We start from the raw sequence: 17,418 nt of genomic DNA on the forward strand, positions 1-17,418 counted from the left end.
GTCAGAGATAAAAAGCAGCCGAGAATAGGGCTGCTTTTTTCATTCTAGGACACTTTGATTACGGCCTTGATGCTTGGCTTTATACAGTGCATTGTCCGCTCGGCGGTAGAGATCGAGAAACTCACTATCCATATCTTCAAGCTGTGTCACCCCACAACTGAGTGAAAAGGGCTTGTTTTTGTTGTTGAGTGAGGACTGAAGAAATTGGATGCGAAGTCGCTCTGCTATCTGATAGGCTTCTTCGGCCGCGGTATGATTGAGAACAATGAGAAACTCTTCGCCACCAATTCGGCCACAACAGTCTGATTTTCTTAGGTTATGACGGATTATATCTGCCAAATCTACGATCACGTTGTCTCCGAAATCATGTCCATATTCATCGTTTACTTGTTTAAAATGGTCGATATCGATAATGATGCAACTCAGTGGGAATTGATGCAGCTTGGCTGATTGATAGGAGTCGGCTAAAAACTCCCACAGCTTGCGTCGATTACACAGTTTAGTGAGCTCGTCAGTGTTGGCTTGTTCGATTAACTGCTCGCGCATGTTAACCAGATCAGTGATATCTGTTGAGACACCGATAAGACCAATGACTTCTTGCGTTTGGCTACTAAAAATAGGCTTTTTGATGGCGCGATAGATTTTGACTTTACCATCGGGAATAGCTTGAGCACGTTCTTCATTGACCACGGTTTGCGCGTGTTCAAACACCATGTTGTCGCTGCGCAATATATCGGTTAACAAATCGGGGTGGAAGAAATCCGCATCGGTTTTACCTTTTAGATTCTCAAGCGAGGTGTCAAAAAGATCTAGGGTTAGTTGATTGGCATACAGATACTCTCCCTTACGATTCTTGATAAAAACGTAAGATCCAATTTCATTGAGCACCACTTCATGAAGGGCGAATTTGGCTGGGTTATCGATATCGTCTATGTGCTCTAGCTTGATCATTTGACCTCCTAGCTGCCGTGAGGCTGAGTCAATCGTCAATAACTCAAAGAGCTAAAGGAAAAGGGCAAGTCGTCCCCTATACCTTGGGCTTAACAGAACCTCTTTAATAACCTTATACCTATTTTTGTATCAGTACCTAGATTTGCTCAATGTTTTGGACGATTTTTGAAGCGCGACTTCGCAGTTTCAACTGAGATAGCAGTACCCCCGACACGGTTAGGAGACCACCAATGACATGGTAATCACGAACCGTTTCGCCTAGCAATGACGCCGCCAACGTAATTGAAACAACTGGCATCAGATTCATAAACATTGCACTCGAATCTGCACCAATTAAGTCAATTGCTTTGACCCACATCCAAGGCGCGGCGACAGAAGCCGCAAGGCCCGCATAGGCGATTAGAGGGATAGCTTGCTGAGAAGGGAGCAATTGTTCACTGGAAAGCCAGAGTGGTGTAAGCATTAGTAATGCGAGAGCGCCCTGCATGTAAACCATAGTCCAGTTTGACAGAGGCATTTTCCAACGTTTTAGCAGGACGCAGTAGGCGGCATAACATATTGACGCCAAAACCATAATTCCATCGCCCGGCGTGATGTCTTGATGGAGGAAAAAACTTACATCGCCTTTACCGAGCATAAACATTAGCCCGGCCAAAGCCAGCACGCCTCCTACGATACTGAGCGGCGAGATAGGCTTTGCCAACAGCGGTACACTAAGAAATATGGCTAGCAGAGGCACAAGAGAGGTAATCAATGCCATATTCGAGGCGGTCGTTGTTAGACCCGCGTAGTAGGATAGAGACTGATTGAGCACCATGCCAAGCATCGCCAGAAACGCCAGTTTCGCTAAATAAGGACGAATAGTTTGCCAGTGCTTGATGACATTCGGCAGACAGAAAGGAGTGAGAAGAACGATCGCCACTAGCCAACGATAAAAACTCATTGCACTCGGTTCAATGGTACTAGCGGCCATCTTATTTACGATCGCATTTCCGCCCCAAATAAAAACCGTAAAAAGAGGGAGTAGGTAAACCATGCCAGCACCAAGAAATGAATTAGACAGTGAACAGTTTGACAGGTCGATATAAATATATATATCTTTAAAAAGACATTGTGAGTCATAGGAAGACAGGTTTGAGAAAATCAGCAAAACACCTTCATCCCTCGTTATCAATCGATAAAGCACCATCAGATGTGTTTATGAATTTCGAGGCATTTCTCTCTAATACGGAAACGCGAATGCACAGCCATCCTTGGGGACAAGTGCAGTTAATCAGTGGTGGGATTTTGGAAATGGAGGCGGAAGGTACCCGTTTCCTTGCTCCGCCACATTTGGCAATCTGGGTTCCAGCGGGCGTAAGGCACACCAGCTATAACCGTAAACCTCTCTCATACTGTTCGCTCAATATTGCTCAGGCGTTTACTAAGAACTTCCCCGAATGCACCAGCTTGATAAAAGTGACGCCTATTGTCTCTGCCATCGTGGAAGACTTTCGGCAGCGGGATATAAATGTCGCGAAAACTGACTCTGACAAACGTTTGGTGCAGGTGTTGCTCGACCAGTTGGCGACTCGCGACACTCAGCACCACTTCTTGCCTTCAACCGACAATAAATATCTCGCTAAGATACTGGCAGCGGTGGAAGAGAATCCCGTTGACAACACCAGTCTCTCCCTCTGGGCTGAGCGTGTGCACACCACAGAGCGGACGCTCGCTAGGCATTGTCAGGCAGAGCTTGGAATGAGCTTTACCGAGTGGAGACTGAGAGTCCGCTACTTATACTCAATGGAGTTACTACGTAAAGGACACTCAGTTAAAGAGGTCGCTTTAACGCTCGGTTACAACCAAGCCAGCCCATTTATAGCTATGTTCAAGAAATACGCAGGCCTAACACCAGAACAGTACAAGAGCCGCTTACTTTAACCTCATTTCAAGAGGAGAAAAAACTGCGCTATATTTCAATATTGGTAGTGGCTTGTAAGCAATTTATTTTGCAAAATAAATCCTATCGAAAGTACATCGAGTGAATTCATTGTCGATGATATTTTGTTCTAATTTAATGACTAGAGAAGCGTATGTCAGCAGCGGAAAAATCGTCTCGTAAACTCAGTATTTATATCATCTCAGTGGTATTGGCTATTTGGCTCTACAGTTTGTGGGCGGATCGAGTGACGCCTATTACCACAGACTCTAAAGTTCATACTTACTTGGTGCGTATTGCACCTGAGGTTTCGGGCAATATTGTTGAGGTAGGGGTTGAGGACAACCAAATTGTAGAGCAAGGTCAAGAGTTGTTTAAAATTGACCCGCGTAATTATCAAATAGCGCTCGCTTCTGCTCAAGCAAATTTGGCGATTGCAGGCCAGAATATTGGAGCCAATACTGCTGCCGTTGAAGTGGCTCAAGCAAAAGTGGTTGATGCACTTGCAGCGCGAGATAATGCTCGTGAGCAAGCGACTCGAACGGAAAGTCTAGCGGCACGTGGTGTGTTAAGTCAGTCAGATCTAGATAACGCGATTGAGGCAAAAGAGCGAGCTCAAGCAGGACTCGAAGCAGCGCAAGCTTCTTTGGTTCAAGCAAAGCAAAATCTCGGGCCGACGGGCGAGAACAACCCTCAAATCCTTGCCGCGATGGCGGGTCTTGAGAAAGCCGAATTAGATCTAAGAAAGGCACAAGTGTTAGCGCCATCACACGGTGTGGTGACCAACATGCAGCTTACTGTCGGGCAATATGTGGTGGCAGGTTCACCGGTTCTAACTTTTTTAGATCCTCGCAGCGTATGGATTTCCGCACAGGTGCGTGAAAACTCGATGGAGTTTATCAAGCAAGGTCAAACAGTAAAGATAGTGCTTGATGCACTGCCAGGAAGAGTCCTAAACGGTAAGGTAGAGAGTATTGGATGGGGTACGGGAGGTACAAACAATATCGATCCTGCGACCGGTTTTCTGAATTCGAGTCAAGGCAATATCGCCCCTCAACGTTATCCAATCAATGTCGTGTTTGATGACATTGAACAGTTAACCAACATCCGTTATGGCTCCCAAGCAACCGTTGCGTTTTATACAGAGCAGAGCGGCTTTGGAGAGTTTTTAGCGGGTATCTGGATGCGAATTTTGAGTATTTGGACTTATGTTTCGTAGTTCAGCGAACCCAGTATTAAGATTGGTGCTTGCACCCACTCTGCTGCTTTATTACCTGATTTATCAAGGTGAGTTTTTACCAGTGCTTGCGCCGATGTTTGTGGTGATTTTTCTCACCATTATGCCATCCAAGCCACCACTTGATATGTTACTGAAGCTATTGGCGGTTGTGTTGGTAGTCAGCTTGGGAGTGGTGTTGTTGGGGCAGGTATTGTTTGATTCTCCCACGGGATTCGGCTTGTTTTGCTGGTTGATGTTATTTTGGAGTTTTTACCGAAGTCACAATGACCCAAAAGATATGCTTGCGACTTTCTTGCTTCTGTTCGTGATCATTACTTTTATCGTCAATTTACAGTTTGATATTTCGGTTTCAAATCTACCTTGGTTGATGCTAAAGACGTTCCTCACGGCTATTATCGTGACTTACGCGAGTTTTTTACTATTCCCCGGCGATCAGAAAGATATTTTGCCAGATGAACAAGACATGGATGGGGCAGAAACACATCTAGGCTTGATTGCATTTAAGGCGACAACGCTTGTGTTAGCAATGTACGTCCTTGTGGGAACAGGAAGCTCGCAAACGTTACTGATCGCAATTACTTTGGGCAGCATGATTAAAATACCGGTATCACGAGATCAGCGTATTTTTCGTAACAACCGTTTGGTCGCAACCCTAGTCGGAATTTTAGCCACATTGCCGATAATGGCAGCGCAAAACTACTTAGCAATGCCACAATGGGCCTTGATTGGTGTGACCTGTTTTATGGGGCTGAAACTGGCGTGTTTTGCGATCAGACGTGAGTGCAGACTCAGCATCTATCAACTCTTGTTTACTAACTTTATTGTGTTGCTAAACCAGTTACTCACTTATCAGGGTGAGCAACCTATCAGTTCTGAAGTGACACGCCTTATCTCTATTTCAGTAGCGATTCTTCTCGCAACTGTCATTTTGAACCTCACCCAAGTCAGACCCAAACCTTATTCAGCTCCTCAGTAGAGGAGCTTCATTTTCTTCACAAATGTTTGTTCAAGTATTGGCTCGCTTGTTCTTTACCCATGTACTTACCTAGAGTTTTTGTAGGGACAGACACTAGATCAACCACAATTAGTCCATCAAGGGCGTAGTTAAAGGCTGGGTCAACGTTAAAACAGACCAACTTACCGTTCATTCCCAAATATTGTCTTAGCAGCACGGGGAGCCCCATTCCTTGTTCTAGTCGAGTGAGAACTTTTGACAGAATAGGGAGCTTAGACAACGAACTTAGCATGTCAGGACGCCAGAATTCCTGCCCGCTTTTTTCTAGAGGGCTTGTTGGTGCGACCAACTTAGCTTTGTCATTATCGTAGTAATGAACGGTCATCACGGATGCAATAAGCTGCCTCGCGACGGGACTGTAGTCATTGCTGATGCTGACCGGACCAAACAGATGCGTGTATTGTGGGTGACGATAAACAAACGCCGCAATCCCTTTCCACAGTAGTAGCAAGGAGTGCATATTACGCTGATATTGTTTAGCGACGACTGAACGGCCCAGTTCAATAGACTGCCCGAGGCTGCTTATAAATGCGTGATCGTATTTAAATAAGCTAGAAGAGTAGAGGGCGTCAATTCCCCCTTGTTGAATCAATTCATCGACTAATCCCAAACGATAGGCGCCCACAAGATCTCGGTTGACTCTGTTCCAAACAAACAGCTGGTAGTATTGGGTGTCAAAATGGTCTAGATCGCAACTTTTACCGCTCCCTTCTCCCACTTCTCGAAAGCTTTCTTCTCGTACTCGTCCAATTTCTCGCATCATATTCGGAATGGTTGGGGTTGGAGCACAATAGACATCGAAGTCGCCTTGTTCCAGTAGCTTGTACTGTTCGAGGCTTAACAACTCGTGGTGTAATTGTTCTACCGGAACCGGCGCGATAATTGGCTCGAGAGGGGCATCTAAGGGAGTAGGAGGCCGTTTGTTGGCCATGCTCCCCATTAGATAGGTATTTAAACGAAAGTACTGGGTAATCTCATCATCGTTAGCGAAGTCTTTTATCTCTGTGTAGGGGATAGGATTGCCGACCGAAACGGAAACCGTTTCACCGGATTTATTTAGGAGCTCTCTTCCCAGCATGGCTGTTCTTAATAGTGGGTGAATTCGCCCTGCCTGATAAAACAACTTGCTATTCATACCTTGGATGAACAGTGGAACGGTGGTCGCTTGAGCATGTTTGGCAAATTTGGCGACTGATTTGCTCCAAGTTTTGTCGGTAATCTTATTCTCATTCGCTTGCCATGAAGAGACTTCTCCGGCAGGAAAAAGTATCAACACGCCTCCTTGTGAAAGGTGCTGATTAGCTTCTTGGATTGCTCGTCGGTTAGTTCGTTTGGCTTGTTCACCACCAAATACATCCACACCGATGAATAAATCATTAAGCTCAGGAATTCGTTTTAATAACTCGTTAGCCAGGACTTTGACATCTTTGCGTACTTTTGAAACCAAAGATGCGAGGATGATGCCTTCAATACCGCCAAATGGATGGTTGGCTACAATCAATACGGGGCCTTGAGTGGGAATATTTTCAAGGCTGCCGTGATCCACCTGATATTGAGTTCCTATACGAGCTAAGGCTTCGTTCATAAATTCAAAACTGTCCTCTGGCAGCGCTTGTTGCCGATAGAGTGAATCAAGCTTCGAAAGGCCTGTTGCCCATTCGACGACGGATTCGCCAATGCCAAATGGTGTTTTACGGGGTAATCGGAATGGACTATCAATCATACTAAGCTCCTCGGTTAACAAGGCGGTGAGTAACGCTACCTTGGTCTTGTAGATCGCGTAGAAGTAGGAAGAGGCTAGAAAGCCAAACAAGGCAGGCCATGCCAAACAACAAGCCTCCATCATTGCCTACCACTTCGCCCATAGCGTTATACTCAGGCATGAGAACACCCAAAGGGGTGAGCAGATGGAATGCAATCGCACCGGTCATTATCGCTGCCGCCATCGCTGCGCCGATACCATGTAGGCGAGTGAACAGGAGCAAGGAGGCAATCAGTTCAGCAAAACCGATCAGATAGCCACCATAAAGCCCAAACCATGCCATACCTGACCATGAAGCGAGCGTGCCAAAAATATGCTCTGTTTCGTAAGAACCCGAAAACTTAAAAAAGAGTGACTGAACGAAAACAAAAGCGATAAATATTGCCGGTATATGTCGCAAAGGGGGGAACGTCATAGGAATCCGCCTTACTGTTTAATGAGGGTTGGCCAGTTTTGGTCAGCCGTTGAGATGTGACCGGTACGATCGGCATCCCATAAGGCTTTGACTTCGGCGTTGTAGTTAAGGTAGAGCTTGCCATTGACGATTGACCACTGATTTGGGTCAGAGGGTGCGAAGTCATTTTTTGCTGATACCGCCCAAGCGCAGTACCCGCCATATTGAGGAGCGTAAGCTTCTGGATCGGCGATAAAAGTGTCTAGGTTGGCTTGTGAAGAGAAGTACCAATCTGCACCTTTATATTGGGTTTGCCATTTGCTGTCCCCTTTAATGGGCTTACCTTGAGTAAAATAAGCCACGGTATCGTAACCACTGACAGCCTTGTTGCTAAAGATGCCTGTAGATACCTCATCTGCGGCGTATGAAGAAAAACTCAGTAAAAGAATAACTAGACCAAATAACTTTTTCATTTAAAAACTCCTTGTTCGACAGTGTCATGCTTTAGGCAAGTAAGACGGGTGTTGAAGTCCACATTGCGAAGGTTGTCGATAGATTGGTAATGCATTTCTTGCTTGGTAGAAGACACGACAACGGAAGTAAAACTTACCGTTCTGGCATCATTTCTTGCCATTAATGGCGAAAGATGAGGGCTGGTGGTGTCGTGGGTTAGATGAAATTCTTGGCCCACTAGCTCAATCGGTAATCGGGTAACCAAACGCTCAAACAATCTTCGGCGGTAGTCATGCGCTTGGGTAAAGCTCACTGCCGCGGACACAATCGGAGCAACCGCGTGCGAACGGCTTAAACTTTCTCCATCCCAGGTCCAAAGCACCGTTTCATTCGCAGTCCGATGAGTGTCAAAAGAGACCAAAGTAAATGGGGCAAAGGAGCCTAGTTGCATTGATAGAAGACGGTGATCAACAGAGTGACTAGAACAGCAACTTGCAAGTTGTTTGATGACCAAGCCGCGGCTGGTCAAATTGCCGTTTGGCACCTTTCCTTGGTAAAAGTTGAGCAGGCAGACGGTTAAACCATGCTCATTGGTTGAGATCCAACTGCCACCACCGACAGGGTCGATGGGCATTAAGCAGTGAACGTCATCAATCAATACACTTTGTGGTTCGATAGCTGGCAGGCGAGTTCGTTGTTCATCGCGGTTGAAACAAACCTCATAGTGTGTATTGCCGTGGTAAACCCAAGATAGTGTGCACATAGTTATTGTGCCCTCTGATAGGTGGCGGTGGTTGGTGCGACACCGAAATGATCATCGGATTGCACACCGCGCAGTGAGGCGACGACTTTCGCCATGGCAAAGTGATGGGTTGCATGCAAAGCCGCAAAGGTAAGCTCGCGCACTAGCGTAGACGAAATCTCCTCAACGCTTGTTCGTGAAAGCAGGACTTCTGTTTCAACGTTAACCGCCTGATTGAGCTGACTAGTTGGCAATCCAAACAGCCATTCAATTAACTCACTAATCTCCTGCTTAGCCATCGCTATGCTGCGTTCTACTGTGTGGCCTCGTCGACGAACATTGTAGTCAATGGATGTCGGTTCAAGTTTGATCGCCTGGAATAAATCGAGCCAATGGCGAAAGTGTTCACCGATAGAACTGTTTACATGCGGATGAGCAATAAAGAGATAGTCATCGTCGCTGAGGGTTTCGAGAAATTCATAGCCTTGATTTAGCGTTTCGATGCATCCCATTACCGCAAGGGAAGGATGTATCTGTGCGTCACTCTCTGAGCTTGTCGTTAGATTTTTCATCGTTTGTTCCTAAACTAGCAATTCAGTTAATCCGTCATTGGGTAGCGCTGTGTTAGCAGCTTTTCTTCTCGCCAAGCTTGAAGTAATGCGCCCAAACTTGGTGTTTTGTGTCCCTGCTTTTTTTGCTTAGCGCCAATTTGATAGAGCAGGCGATACTGAGTTAATAGCGTCGAAAAAATATCTTTTAGGCGGGCATCGCTATCCCAAATATGCGCAGCTTCGCTACTGGCACCATTGATCTCTAGGATGTCGAAACATTCCCCATTCATTAATGCGTGAATATCCCTGAACTTGATATCGAGACGGCCGTAATTGAAACCCTCAAATCCAATGAGGATCTTATCTAGTTGTTGCTCAAGTGCTGGCGTAATGAACTGATTACCATCGCGAAAAATAGCGCCACGAGAATGGCTACCAGCAAACGCCAATTGGAATTGGTTGTTAGCTGGAATGACGCGGTCGAGGTGCTCACTGTGGCGTGGTAGGTAGAGATGCTGCAACTTACCTGCTCTCGGACACTTCTCAATCAATTGCTGTAGGGTCGATTGACCATCTCCAACCACATACGGTGAATACTTCAACGTTATCGAAATAACTCTGCCTTTGGTTTCACCGGGCTGTCTGACGTAGAAAACACCAGCTTCCGCGCTGTAAGGTGACTTCTTCTGAAGCAGAAAGCGTCCTGAGAGAGGAAAGCTTTCGATGTAGTCTCTCAGTTGTTGATTGGAATGAATCAGCTTGACACCGACACCACGGCAACCTAGATCAGGTTTAGCCACTAGTGGATAGCTTAGGTTCGCCGCATCGAGTTTCTGTAACGACTCATTAAGTAGGCCATCAGTGTGGTTTGAGGATTTGGTCAAGGTAATAAAGGGCAAAATCCAATGATTCGCTGTCTCGCCTGCCGAGGTGAATATATCGTGTTTGGATTCTCCCACCATGCCACTCAACTTAATCGCAGGGTTGGCAATAAGCGGCAGTGCCCAATCTCGATGTGCCATACTCAACACGGCGCTTTGGAGTACAACGGGAGTGTAGAAAAACCATGCGGGTAGGAATTCAAAAGGCGAGATCACTCGCTTTGGTTGCTCTAAAACGGGCATTCCCGCATTGACCATTCCCTGCGGAATGACGTTAAGGTTAGCGAGCTCTATCATAGGTATCCCTTAATAGCGTTTTGGTTAGAAGTTTGTTTACAAGCACCATCAGGCAGACCCCCAGTGGAATGAGTACCCAGCCTGACTGATGCTGTTGAAACCACTGCGCGTTACCAAGTTGGAAGAAAGAACCGAAAATAAGCACCGTCCATAAAGCGGTTGCTGTGAGTACGGCGAACAAGAATTTGGTTTTGGGTACACCAAGAAACCCACTCAATGTGAATCCGACGGTTCGTAATCCCGGAATGAATCGCACCAAAAATAGAGTCATGAACGCTCGTCGATGCAATATGTGTCGCAGACTTCTCGCCCGCTGATAACGGAATAAGCGATAGCGAAGAAAACGAACTCTTTGTGCCACTTGGCCGATCATATAGAGCCCAAGATCACCTGAGCTAATGCCGACAAAGACAGCGAGCAGGGCAATTGACGTTGGCAGTGTTTGCTCGACGGCCAAGCTTGCCGCAGTAACGATCGCAAGATCTTCTAGCAGATATGAAAGTAGGACGATACCGAGGAATAGCGCCAAGAGAGATAGATTGCCTTGAAGCAACCAGACTTCAACGGCCTTTGATATATCTGCCATAACTGATCCCCATCAATCCTTTGCCCAAAACAGTGCCAACTAGAAATAACTTGGATAAGTCATTTCTAGGTAAAGTGGTCATAACATTCACAGAATTTCTAAATGCCACTTTGCTAAAGAAAGGGATGAGTTAAGAAAAATTTCATCAATAGATGATATTTACTAGGCGCTCTTGGAGATTAATCTGACTAAACCGAGATCTTTTAACCTAAAGATTTATCTAGGATGCTTAGTAAATCCTGATGAAATTAGCGCGTCATTCCGACACGGCAGATGATATTGATTCTCAATATGTGATTGTAATTCATTACATATGTAACTAATAAATCTAATAAAAACTTTATATATGAAGCTGCTTCATATTTTGATAATTAGTTGCTTGTTAACATTTTTGTAACCTTTGTTGTTCGGTAACTATGTGATGCGGTTTATTATAAGGAGTCACAAATGCAAGTAAGCATCACAACAACAAAAACAATGCTCGCGACGGTTATCAGCACCACCCTGCTATCAGGGTGTTATTGGGATGATCCTGAGAAAGCAGCGAAATACGTCAGCAGTAAAATTGACCGAGACGATGTGGTGGAACACTTAGTCGAGTTGGAAGGTCGTGCATCGAAAACCAGTGATGGAAGTTCTGTTACACGAGCGGCTGGAACACAGGGCTATGCAGAATCACTCGACTATATTGTTGATACGATGAAGGAGCACAACTACCAAGTTTCTATCCAAGAGTTTGATTTTAGAGCTTGGGAGGAATTGGCTGGAACACAGCTGAGTGTCAACGGTGCTCGCTTGATTGGCGTCAGAGAAGCAGGGGAAGGCGTTGATGCTGATTTTGCTGTGATGTCCTATTCGGGGAAATCGAACGGTACTTTAACCGCGCAAGCAGCCTTTGTGACGCCCGATTTTCGATTTGATTCACCAGACTATGATGATACTGATGGCTGTGAATCATCGGACTTTGTAGGCAGAGACGTTGCAGACAAGATTGCCATTATCCAGCGTGGTGGGTGTAGTTTTAGTACTAAGGTAGTCAATGCACAAAATGCGGGTGCAAAAGGCGTGATTGTCTTTAACCAAGGCAATGGAGAAGGCCGTACCAGCGTGGTGAATGGCACTTTGGGTAACGACAGTACAGCGACGATACCTGCTTTTGGCGCGCGCTACGAATTAGGCAAACAGTGGTACGACTTGAGCAAGACGACTGACGTGCCTGTTAGCCTTCAGCTTAACGTACAAGATGATGTTGTTCTGACGCAGAATATCATCGCCGAAACGAAAGGTGGTGATGAGAATCAGGTGGTTATGCTAGGCGCTCACCTTGATTCTGTTCCTGAAGGTCCCGGCATCAACGATAATGGTTCCGGTACAGCTGGGTTACTTGAATATGCCGTCACACTGGCAAATCTGAATGCTCCTGTGAAAAACAAAGTTCGCTTTGCTTGGTGGGCCGCAGAGGAAGCCGGTTTAGTGGGTTCGGAATACTACACCAATGATCTTTTCGCCCCTCTCCGTGATCAAGCTGAACGAGAAATTCGTGCTGAGCTAGGTCTTGATGATGTTAGTCCACTGACTCCAGAGCAAGTCGATCTGGTGGACGCGCGTTACTATGAGTTGAACAAGGTTAAGCTCTACTTGAACTTTGATATGATCGGTTCTCCAAACTATATCTTTGGCGTTATGGACGGAGACCTATCGGATACCAAAGATAGCCCAGACAATGCCTACACGGGCGATTTTAAACCGCCGTATGGTACTTCTGATGTAGAGTCTACGTTCAATCGTTTCTTCAGCAGCAAATCACATGCTACTGTTCCACAAGCACTTTCTAAGCGTTCAGATTACGCAGGATTTGCAGATTGGGGTGTGGCATTCGGTGGCCTGTTTACGGGGGCGGAAAATGTGAAATCAGCAGAAGAAGTCGAGCAATTTGGTGGTGAGATTGATGTGGCTTATGACAAATGCTACCACCAAGCCTGTGATGACCTGAATAACATCAGTCAGACAGCGCTGTACGTGAATACTCAGTCGTTGGCGTACGTGACAACCTACTATGCATTCAGCCAGCCGGTATTCCCAGAACAACAGCCTGACGTCGTTCCAGCGCTGCGTACTATGGACGCATTGTTGGTTCCTCAGAACAAGCTGCGCGTAGGAGAGAAGTTAAAAGCGGCGGACAGTGTCTCAGATCATGACCACTTCCACGGTGACTTTGACCAAGACCGTCAATAAGCAAGTTTGTTCTTAGATAGAAAATCAAAGCCGCACGCGAGCCTAAGGTGCGGCTTTTTTATTCCTAGTAGAAAGCAATGTTCTTCTAGGATTAACTCATGGATTAGACGCTAGTTCCTTGACTAAGAACGTAATTTAATCCTCCGAGAATCGCGGCTACTTGTGCATCATTACACTCTTCATTGGTGACTTTCGGGCTGTCTGGATAGACTTCTGTTGTCGTGCCATAAACGCAGTTTGTCACGCCGCCACATAGACCCAGCTTAACCATAGGGTAGTTGATCACCCCGTGCTGAACGACAGCGGAACCAATGATTTCTCCTTTCTCATCAGCAGGCGCGATGTGCGTGACTTTCGCAACGGACTCGATAACCGCCGCTTGAAACTCTGATTGAGGGTTTTCTGTGTCACCGACCGTGTAGAAACCATCGGGAATCATACCTTCAATGTATTCAATACCATCGCGTGCTGCCAGAGCAGGGCGAAACTCGTCTTCATCGCTGTCTGTGGTTTCATGCAGGTCGATATGAACTAGGATGTTGCCTTGGATAGAGGCGACTAGCGCCATCAGATTGGCGGATTCTTCCGCTGGGCTATCGGCATAGAATGAACGGTTAGGGTCGATAGCTAATGGATTCCAACGATTGATGGTTTCGTAACCCCACGGGCTGACACAAGGGGCGACGATAATATTAAAGTGCTGACTGTAAGTGGCCATTTCATCTGCGGCGAATTGGAGTGCACCGTGTACGCCACTGGTCTCGTAGCCATGTACACCCCCAGTCACCAAAACAACGGGTTTCGATATGTCCCAGTTTTTAGTTTTGATGCAAAAAAGCGGGTAGCGTTCAGGGTCATAAGAGAGCGCACCATATTGCTCGACATCAAATTGGTTTTTAAGAGCGAGAATCTTAGGGACGACTTCTTGCTGATATTCACGTTTAATAGTGGTCTGTTGACGCCATGCGATTTTTTCCGCTTCGCCCCATTTTTGCCCAGGGGTTCCGATTGGATAAGTGTAAGTACTGCGCATTACCTTGCCTTTATTGTTATTGGAAAATTGCACCTAGGATAGAGTGCTGTAACCGTACAGGCAAATGTTCTATCGCTGAAATAAAAAGATTGACTGTGTGCTGACGTCAATTGAGTTTGAGCTTTAGAGTTGCGGTGTTACATTTAGTTACATTGAACCTAATTTACTATGAGAAGAAACAATGGCAGGTGCAAGTTTATTAACGTTACTTGATGATATTGCGACGGTTTTAGACGACGTTGCTTTGATGTCTAAAGTGGCTGCCAAAAAGACGGCTGGCGTGCTCGGAGACGACCTCGCGCTCAATGCCCAGCAGGTGTCTGGGGTGGCGGCTGAGCGAGAAATTCCGGTGGTTTGGAGTGTTGCGAAAGGCTCGTTTCGCAACAAGCTGATACTGGTTCCAGCCGCGCTACTAATCAGCGCTTTCATCCCTTGGCTTATTATGCCGTTACTGCTAATTGGTGGTTTGTTTTTGTGTTACGAGGGCGCAGAAAAGATCATTGAGAAGTTCACTCATCAGCCGCATGAAAGTGAAGATAAAACCATTGAAACGACGCTTTCTATCGAAGAGTATGAACGTAACAAGATCGCTGGAGCAATCCGTACCGACTTTATTTTATCAGCGGAGATTATTGTCATTGCACTGGGTACGGTTCAGGGACAGTCAACGACAACTCAAATTTTGGTTGTTAGCTTAATCGCTGTGATTATGACGATAGGTGTCTACGGGCTGGTGGCTGGAATTGTAAAGCTTGATGATCTGGGTTTTTACCTAGAGCGTTGCTCGCAAGGGCGAGGGCTTCGTTCCGCACTGGGGCGCGGATTGATCACTTTTGCCCCCAAGCTAATGAAAGCATTGGCGGTGGTAGGAACTGCGGCGATGTTTTTGGTTGGCGGTGGCATCGTTGTCCATAACGTTCCCGCCATTCACCATTGGATAGAACCCATTATCATGGACATCCCAAATCTGTCATTGGCAAAAGCGCTGTTTCCTTCATTGCTTAACGGCTTGATTGGTGTGGTTTCTGGTCTTGTCGTCGTTGCCATCTGGCACGTGATATCGAAACTAAAACGTTAGTCATCGATTTCTACAGGGCTCGACAATCGAGCCCTATTGTTCGATTTCATCACCCTCATTGCTTTCGCCCTTGGTGATTTGCTCTAGCGCCGAAGTGAGCAGTTCGCTGGTTTGTGCTCCTGAAATGAGATGCTTTCTATCAATGATAATTGCGGGAACCGCGTTAATCCCTGCTTCAAGCCACTGCTGTTCTGTTGAGGCAACGGCTTCCGCCCAACTGTCATCATTAATGATGTTACCCGCCAGCTCAGCATCTAGACCTACGGACTGAGCAGATTCAATCAACACTTGTGGATCGCTGACATCTTTTGCATCTGAGAAATAGGCTTCAAACAGTGCCATTTCAAGTTCGAACTGTTTATGCTCACTCTGTGACCACATCAATAACTGATGCGCTTTACGGGTGTTGTAGATTTTCATCCCATCATAAAAGTTAAACTTAAAACCCACCTCTCGGCCAAGCTGAGTAAGGGTCTCTCGCGCCGCAATACTGGCTTCTTCAGATGTGCCATATTTTTCGTGTAAGTGCTCACGCAGGTTTTGGCCTTCGGTGCCCATTGCGGGATTCAATTCGAATGGGTGCCAGTGGATCTCAGCTTCAATACTCTCACTGAGATTGGCAAGAGCATGCTCAAGTCGTTTGTAACCGATAATACACCATGGGCAAACGACATCTGAAACGATGTCTATTCGAATTTTGTTCATCTCAACGTCCTTCTACTGCTGCTATCGATAAGTATAGTGACCTTAATGATAAGATTTGAGCATTACTTCGCAATTTGAACAGCTCTACGCCCAGTTACTACTACGTTAAAAAATGGCTTGAGGCTGAAGTCGTGGACTGTCGTGTTTTGGTAGGATAGCGAAATCAATGATGACGCCTAACTTGAACTAGGTATATTGTTAAGGAAATCGTGATGTTAACTGCTCACGCGACAGATGTAATTTTGCATGCGTTTGACTGGCCTTATCCTCTAGTTGAACAACGAGCTCGCCAAATTCAGCAAGCGGGCTATAAATATGTTCTGGTCTCCCCACCAATGAAGTCGTTAAAAAAAACGCAGGGGACAAAGTGGTGGCAACGCTATCAGCCTCAAGACTATCGTGTTATCGATAATCAATTGGGCAATTACCAACAGTTTAAGTCGATGCTTAATGCCCTAGAACAGCATGGGATTGGCATCTATGCGGATGTGGTATTCAACCATATGGCGAACGAATCGTCAGTGCGTAACGATTTACAGTATCCGTCTACTGCCGACCTAGACGACTACCAAGCCAACAAAGAGTACTATCAAAATCAACGTTTGTTTGGAGACCTCTCTACGCCACTGTTTGACCATGATGATTTTGTTGAGGCATTTGGTATTGAAGACTGGCAAGATCGTTGGCAAGTCCAAAACGGACGCATTACGAGTGGCCCTAGCGACCCAGGTTTACCAACGTTACGTGTGTGTCCTAATGTCATCTTGCAGCAGCAGTCTTACTTAAAGGCTTTGAAGGAACTCGGAGTGAAGGGGTTTCGCATTGACGCTGCGAAACATATGACGCTAGAGCATCTCAAACAGGTATGGACTGATGAAATTTGTCAGGACATACATATCTTTGGCGAAATCATTACTAGCGGCGGCGCAACTAAGCCAGAGTATGAGCTGTTCCTTGAGCCATATCTGGCTCAGACGCGGCTGGGGGCTTACGATTTTCCACTGTTTCAAACCTTGTATGACGCGTTGCAGCCAAAGGGCAGTCTGAAGAGTCTAGTCGACCCGTACTGTTTTGGCCAGGCACTCTCTGAGACGCGAGCGATCACGTTCGCAATTACTCATGACATACCCAATAACGATGTGTTTGCAAATTTGGTGATGACCCAAGCGCAAGAATGGTTAGCTTATTGCTATCTGTTGGGACGAGATGGTGGTGTTCCGCTTATTTATACCGATCTGGATACCAGTGGCATTCAAGGCAAAGATAAGCAACCGCGTTGGCTTAAGACATGGAATGATCCGCAGATGCTTGCAGCAATTGATTTCCACAATCGTATGCACGCTAAACCGATGACCATGATTGAGGCTGGTGATGACCTACTGGTCTTCGCTCGAGGAGATGAAGGTACGGTTATTCTCAATAAATCGGTCAGAGCTAAAACCGTTGAGCTAAGCGGCAGCGCAACTTGGGTTGATCTACTGACAAAACAGAAGTTCGTTTCCAAGGCTGGCATCTGTCATATTGATGTACCGGCACAAAGCGCGCGGATGTTAGTTACGGATTAATACAAAAGG

The 17,418-nt window shown here is 46.1% G+C and carries 17 protein-coding genes; 6 read left to right on the forward strand and 11 right to left on the reverse strand.

What is annotated here, in order from left to right:
• Positions 1-39: 39 nt before the first annotated feature.
• Together ACQEXP_RS02805 and ACQEXP_RS02810 are read right to left on the reverse strand one after the other, a co-directional pair.
• Positions 40-951 carry a diguanylate cyclase gene (locus ACQEXP_RS02805; protein WP_426968061.1) on the reverse strand — a complete coding sequence of 304 codons (912 nt, stop codon included), beginning with the start codon at positions 949-951 and terminating at the stop codon, positions 40-42.
• A gap of 136 nt (positions 952-1,087) precedes the next feature.
• Positions 1,088-1,987, reverse strand: a complete 900-nt coding sequence (locus tag ACQEXP_RS02810; protein ID WP_426968063.1) for a DMT family transporter — start codon at positions 1,985-1,987, stop codon at positions 1,088-1,090.
• A 98-nt stretch (positions 1,988-2,085) separates the two neighbouring features.
• On the opposite strand from ACQEXP_RS02810, the gene ACQEXP_RS02815 reads away from it, so the two are divergent.
• From ACQEXP_RS02815 to ACQEXP_RS02825, 3 genes are all read left to right on the forward strand, one after another.
• On the forward strand, positions 2,086-2,874 hold the full coding sequence (locus ACQEXP_RS02815) for a helix-turn-helix transcriptional regulator (RefSeq protein WP_331418205.1): 789 nt from the start codon (positions 2,086-2,088) through the stop codon (positions 2,872-2,874).
• 152 nt (positions 2,875-3,026) lie between these two features.
• Positions 3,027-4,091, forward strand: coding sequence for an HlyD family secretion protein (locus tag ACQEXP_RS02820; protein ID WP_426968065.1), 1,065 nt, complete (start codon positions 3,027-3,029; stop codon positions 4,089-4,091).
• Complete coding sequence (locus tag ACQEXP_RS02825) at positions 4,081-5,088, forward strand: DUF2955 domain-containing protein (RefSeq protein WP_426968067.1); 1,008 nt, start codon at positions 4,081-4,083, stop codon at positions 5,086-5,088. Before ACQEXP_RS02820 ends, ACQEXP_RS02825 begins: the two co-directional genes overlap by 11 nt.
• A gap of 16 nt (positions 5,089-5,104) precedes the next feature.
• On the opposite strand, the gene ACQEXP_RS02830 is transcribed toward ACQEXP_RS02825, so the two are convergent.
• The 7 genes from ACQEXP_RS02830 to ACQEXP_RS02860 are packed head-to-tail and all read right to left on the reverse strand — an operon-like array spanning position 5,105 to position 10,793.
• Positions 5,105-6,850 (reverse strand): lysophospholipid acyltransferase family protein, encoded by a 1,746-nt coding sequence (locus ACQEXP_RS02830; protein ID WP_426968068.1) that lies wholly within the window; start codon positions 6,848-6,850, stop codon positions 5,105-5,107.
• Between the two features lies 1 nt (position 6,851).
• Positions 6,852-7,304 carry a hypothetical protein gene (locus ACQEXP_RS02835; RefSeq protein WP_426968070.1) on the reverse strand — a complete coding sequence of 151 codons (453 nt, stop codon included), beginning with the start codon at positions 7,302-7,304 and terminating at the stop codon, positions 6,852-6,854.
• 11 nt (positions 7,305-7,315) lie between these two features.
• Positions 7,316-7,756 carry a YHS domain-containing (seleno)protein gene (locus ACQEXP_RS02840; protein WP_426968072.1) on the reverse strand — a complete coding sequence of 147 codons (441 nt, stop codon included), beginning with the start codon at positions 7,754-7,756 and terminating at the stop codon, positions 7,316-7,318.
• On the reverse strand, positions 7,753-8,499 hold the full coding sequence (locus ACQEXP_RS02845; RefSeq protein ID WP_426968074.1) for an NRDE family protein: 747 nt from the start codon (positions 8,497-8,499) through the stop codon (positions 7,753-7,755). Before ACQEXP_RS02845 ends, ACQEXP_RS02840 begins: the two co-directional genes overlap by 4 nt.
• Before the next feature lie 2 nt (positions 8,500-8,501).
• A complete protein-coding gene (locus tag ACQEXP_RS02850) occupies positions 8,502-9,050 on the reverse strand; it encodes a hypothetical protein (RefSeq protein WP_426968076.1) in 549 nt (182 codons plus the stop codon).
• 26 nt (positions 9,051-9,076) lie between these two features.
• On the reverse strand, positions 9,077-10,207 hold the full coding sequence (locus ACQEXP_RS02855) for a D-alanine--D-alanine ligase (protein WP_426968078.1): 1,131 nt from the start codon (positions 10,205-10,207) through the stop codon (positions 9,077-9,079).
• The gene (locus ACQEXP_RS02860; protein WP_426968080.1) at positions 10,191-10,793 is read right to left on the reverse strand and encodes a DedA family protein; all 603 of its coding nucleotides are present in this window, start codon (positions 10,791-10,793) and stop codon (positions 10,191-10,193) included. Before ACQEXP_RS02860 ends, ACQEXP_RS02855 begins: the two co-directional genes overlap by 17 nt.
• A gap of 447 nt (positions 10,794-11,240) precedes the next feature.
• On the opposite strand from ACQEXP_RS02860, the gene ACQEXP_RS02865 reads away from it, so the two are divergent.
• Positions 11,241-13,028, forward strand: a complete 1,788-nt coding sequence (locus ACQEXP_RS02865) for a M28 family metallopeptidase (protein WP_426968082.1) — start codon at positions 11,241-11,243, stop codon at positions 13,026-13,028.
• A gap of 103 nt (positions 13,029-13,131) precedes the next feature.
• On the opposite strand, the gene ACQEXP_RS02870 is transcribed toward ACQEXP_RS02865, so the two are convergent.
• Positions 13,132-14,061 carry a M14 family metallopeptidase gene (locus ACQEXP_RS02870; protein ID WP_426968084.1) on the reverse strand — a complete coding sequence of 310 codons (930 nt, stop codon included), beginning with the start codon at positions 14,059-14,061 and terminating at the stop codon, positions 13,132-13,134.
• A gap of 181 nt (positions 14,062-14,242) precedes the next feature.
• Here ACQEXP_RS02870 and ACQEXP_RS02875 point away from each other — a divergent pair, with 181 nt between their 5' ends.
• On the forward strand, positions 14,243-15,139 hold the full coding sequence (locus ACQEXP_RS02875) for a DUF808 domain-containing protein (protein WP_426968085.1): 897 nt from the start codon (positions 14,243-14,245) through the stop codon (positions 15,137-15,139).
• Positions 15,140-15,172: 33 nt separating this feature from the next.
• On the opposite strand, the gene ACQEXP_RS02880 is transcribed toward ACQEXP_RS02875, so the two are convergent.
• Positions 15,173-15,844, reverse strand: coding sequence for a DsbA family oxidoreductase (locus ACQEXP_RS02880; protein ID WP_426968087.1), 672 nt, complete (start codon positions 15,842-15,844; stop codon positions 15,173-15,175).
• A gap of 212 nt (positions 15,845-16,056) precedes the next feature.
• On the opposite strand from ACQEXP_RS02880, the gene ACQEXP_RS02885 reads away from it, so the two are divergent.
• The gene (locus tag ACQEXP_RS02885; protein WP_426968089.1) at positions 16,057-17,409 is read left to right on the forward strand and encodes an alpha-amylase family protein; all 1,353 of its coding nucleotides are present in this window, start codon (positions 16,057-16,059) and stop codon (positions 17,407-17,409) included.
• Positions 17,410-17,418 lie beyond the last annotated feature (9 nt).

The organism is Vibrio sp. TRT 1302 (assembly GCF_050113875.1).
GTDB lineage: Bacteria > Pseudomonadota > Gammaproteobacteria > Enterobacterales > Vibrionaceae > Vibrio.

What these genes read in the sequence shown, in the direction of transcription:
- ACQEXP_RS02805 (WP_426968061.1), bottom strand. Translation starts at nt 951, where the DNA reads ATGATCAAGCTAGAGCACATAGACGATATCGATAACCCAGCCAAATTC.
- ACQEXP_RS02810 (WP_426968063.1), bottom strand. Translation starts at nt 1,987, where the DNA reads ATGGTTTACCTACTCCCTCTTTTTACGGTTTTTATTTGGGGCGGAAAT.
- ACQEXP_RS02820 (WP_426968065.1), top strand. Translation starts at nt 3,027, where the DNA reads ATGTCAGCAGCGGAAAAATCGTCTCGTAAACTCAGTATTTATATCATC.
- ACQEXP_RS02825 (WP_426968067.1), top strand. Translation starts at nt 4,081, where the DNA reads ATGTTTCGTAGTTCAGCGAACCCAGTATTAAGATTGGTGCTTGCACCC.
- ACQEXP_RS02830 (WP_426968068.1), bottom strand. Translation starts at nt 6,850, where the DNA reads ATGATTGATAGTCCATTCCGATTACCCCGTAAAACACCATTTGGCATT.
- ACQEXP_RS02835 (WP_426968070.1), bottom strand. Translation starts at nt 7,304, where the DNA reads ATGACGTTCCCCCCTTTGCGACATATACCGGCAATATTTATCGCTTTT.
- ACQEXP_RS02840 (WP_426968072.1), bottom strand. Translation starts at nt 7,756, where the DNA reads ATGAAAAAGTTATTTGGTCTAGTTATTCTTTTACTGAGTTTTTCTTCA.
- ACQEXP_RS02845 (WP_426968074.1), bottom strand. Translation starts at nt 8,499, where the DNA reads ATGTGCACACTATCTTGGGTTTACCACGGCAATACACACTATGAGGTT.
- ACQEXP_RS02850 (WP_426968076.1), bottom strand. Translation starts at nt 9,050, where the DNA reads ATGAAAAATCTAACGACAAGCTCAGAGAGTGACGCACAGATACATCCT.
- ACQEXP_RS02855 (WP_426968078.1), bottom strand. Translation starts at nt 10,207, where the DNA reads ATGATAGAGCTCGCTAACCTTAACGTCATTCCGCAGGGAATGGTCAAT.
- ACQEXP_RS02860 (WP_426968080.1), bottom strand. Translation starts at nt 10,793, where the DNA reads ATGGCAGATATATCAAAGGCCGTTGAAGTCTGGTTGCTTCAAGGCAAT.
- ACQEXP_RS02865 (WP_426968082.1), top strand. Translation starts at nt 11,241, where the DNA reads ATGCAAGTAAGCATCACAACAACAAAAACAATGCTCGCGACGGTTATC.
- ACQEXP_RS02870 (WP_426968084.1), bottom strand. Translation starts at nt 14,061, where the DNA reads ATGCGCAGTACTTACACTTATCCAATCGGAACCCCTGGGCAAAAATGG.
- ACQEXP_RS02875 (WP_426968085.1), top strand. Translation starts at nt 14,243, where the DNA reads ATGGCAGGTGCAAGTTTATTAACGTTACTTGATGATATTGCGACGGTT.
- ACQEXP_RS02880 (WP_426968087.1), bottom strand. Translation starts at nt 15,844, where the DNA reads ATGAACAAAATTCGAATAGACATCGTTTCAGATGTCGTTTGCCCATGG.
- ACQEXP_RS02885 (WP_426968089.1), top strand. Translation starts at nt 16,057, where the DNA reads ATGTTAACTGCTCACGCGACAGATGTAATTTTGCATGCGTTTGACTGG.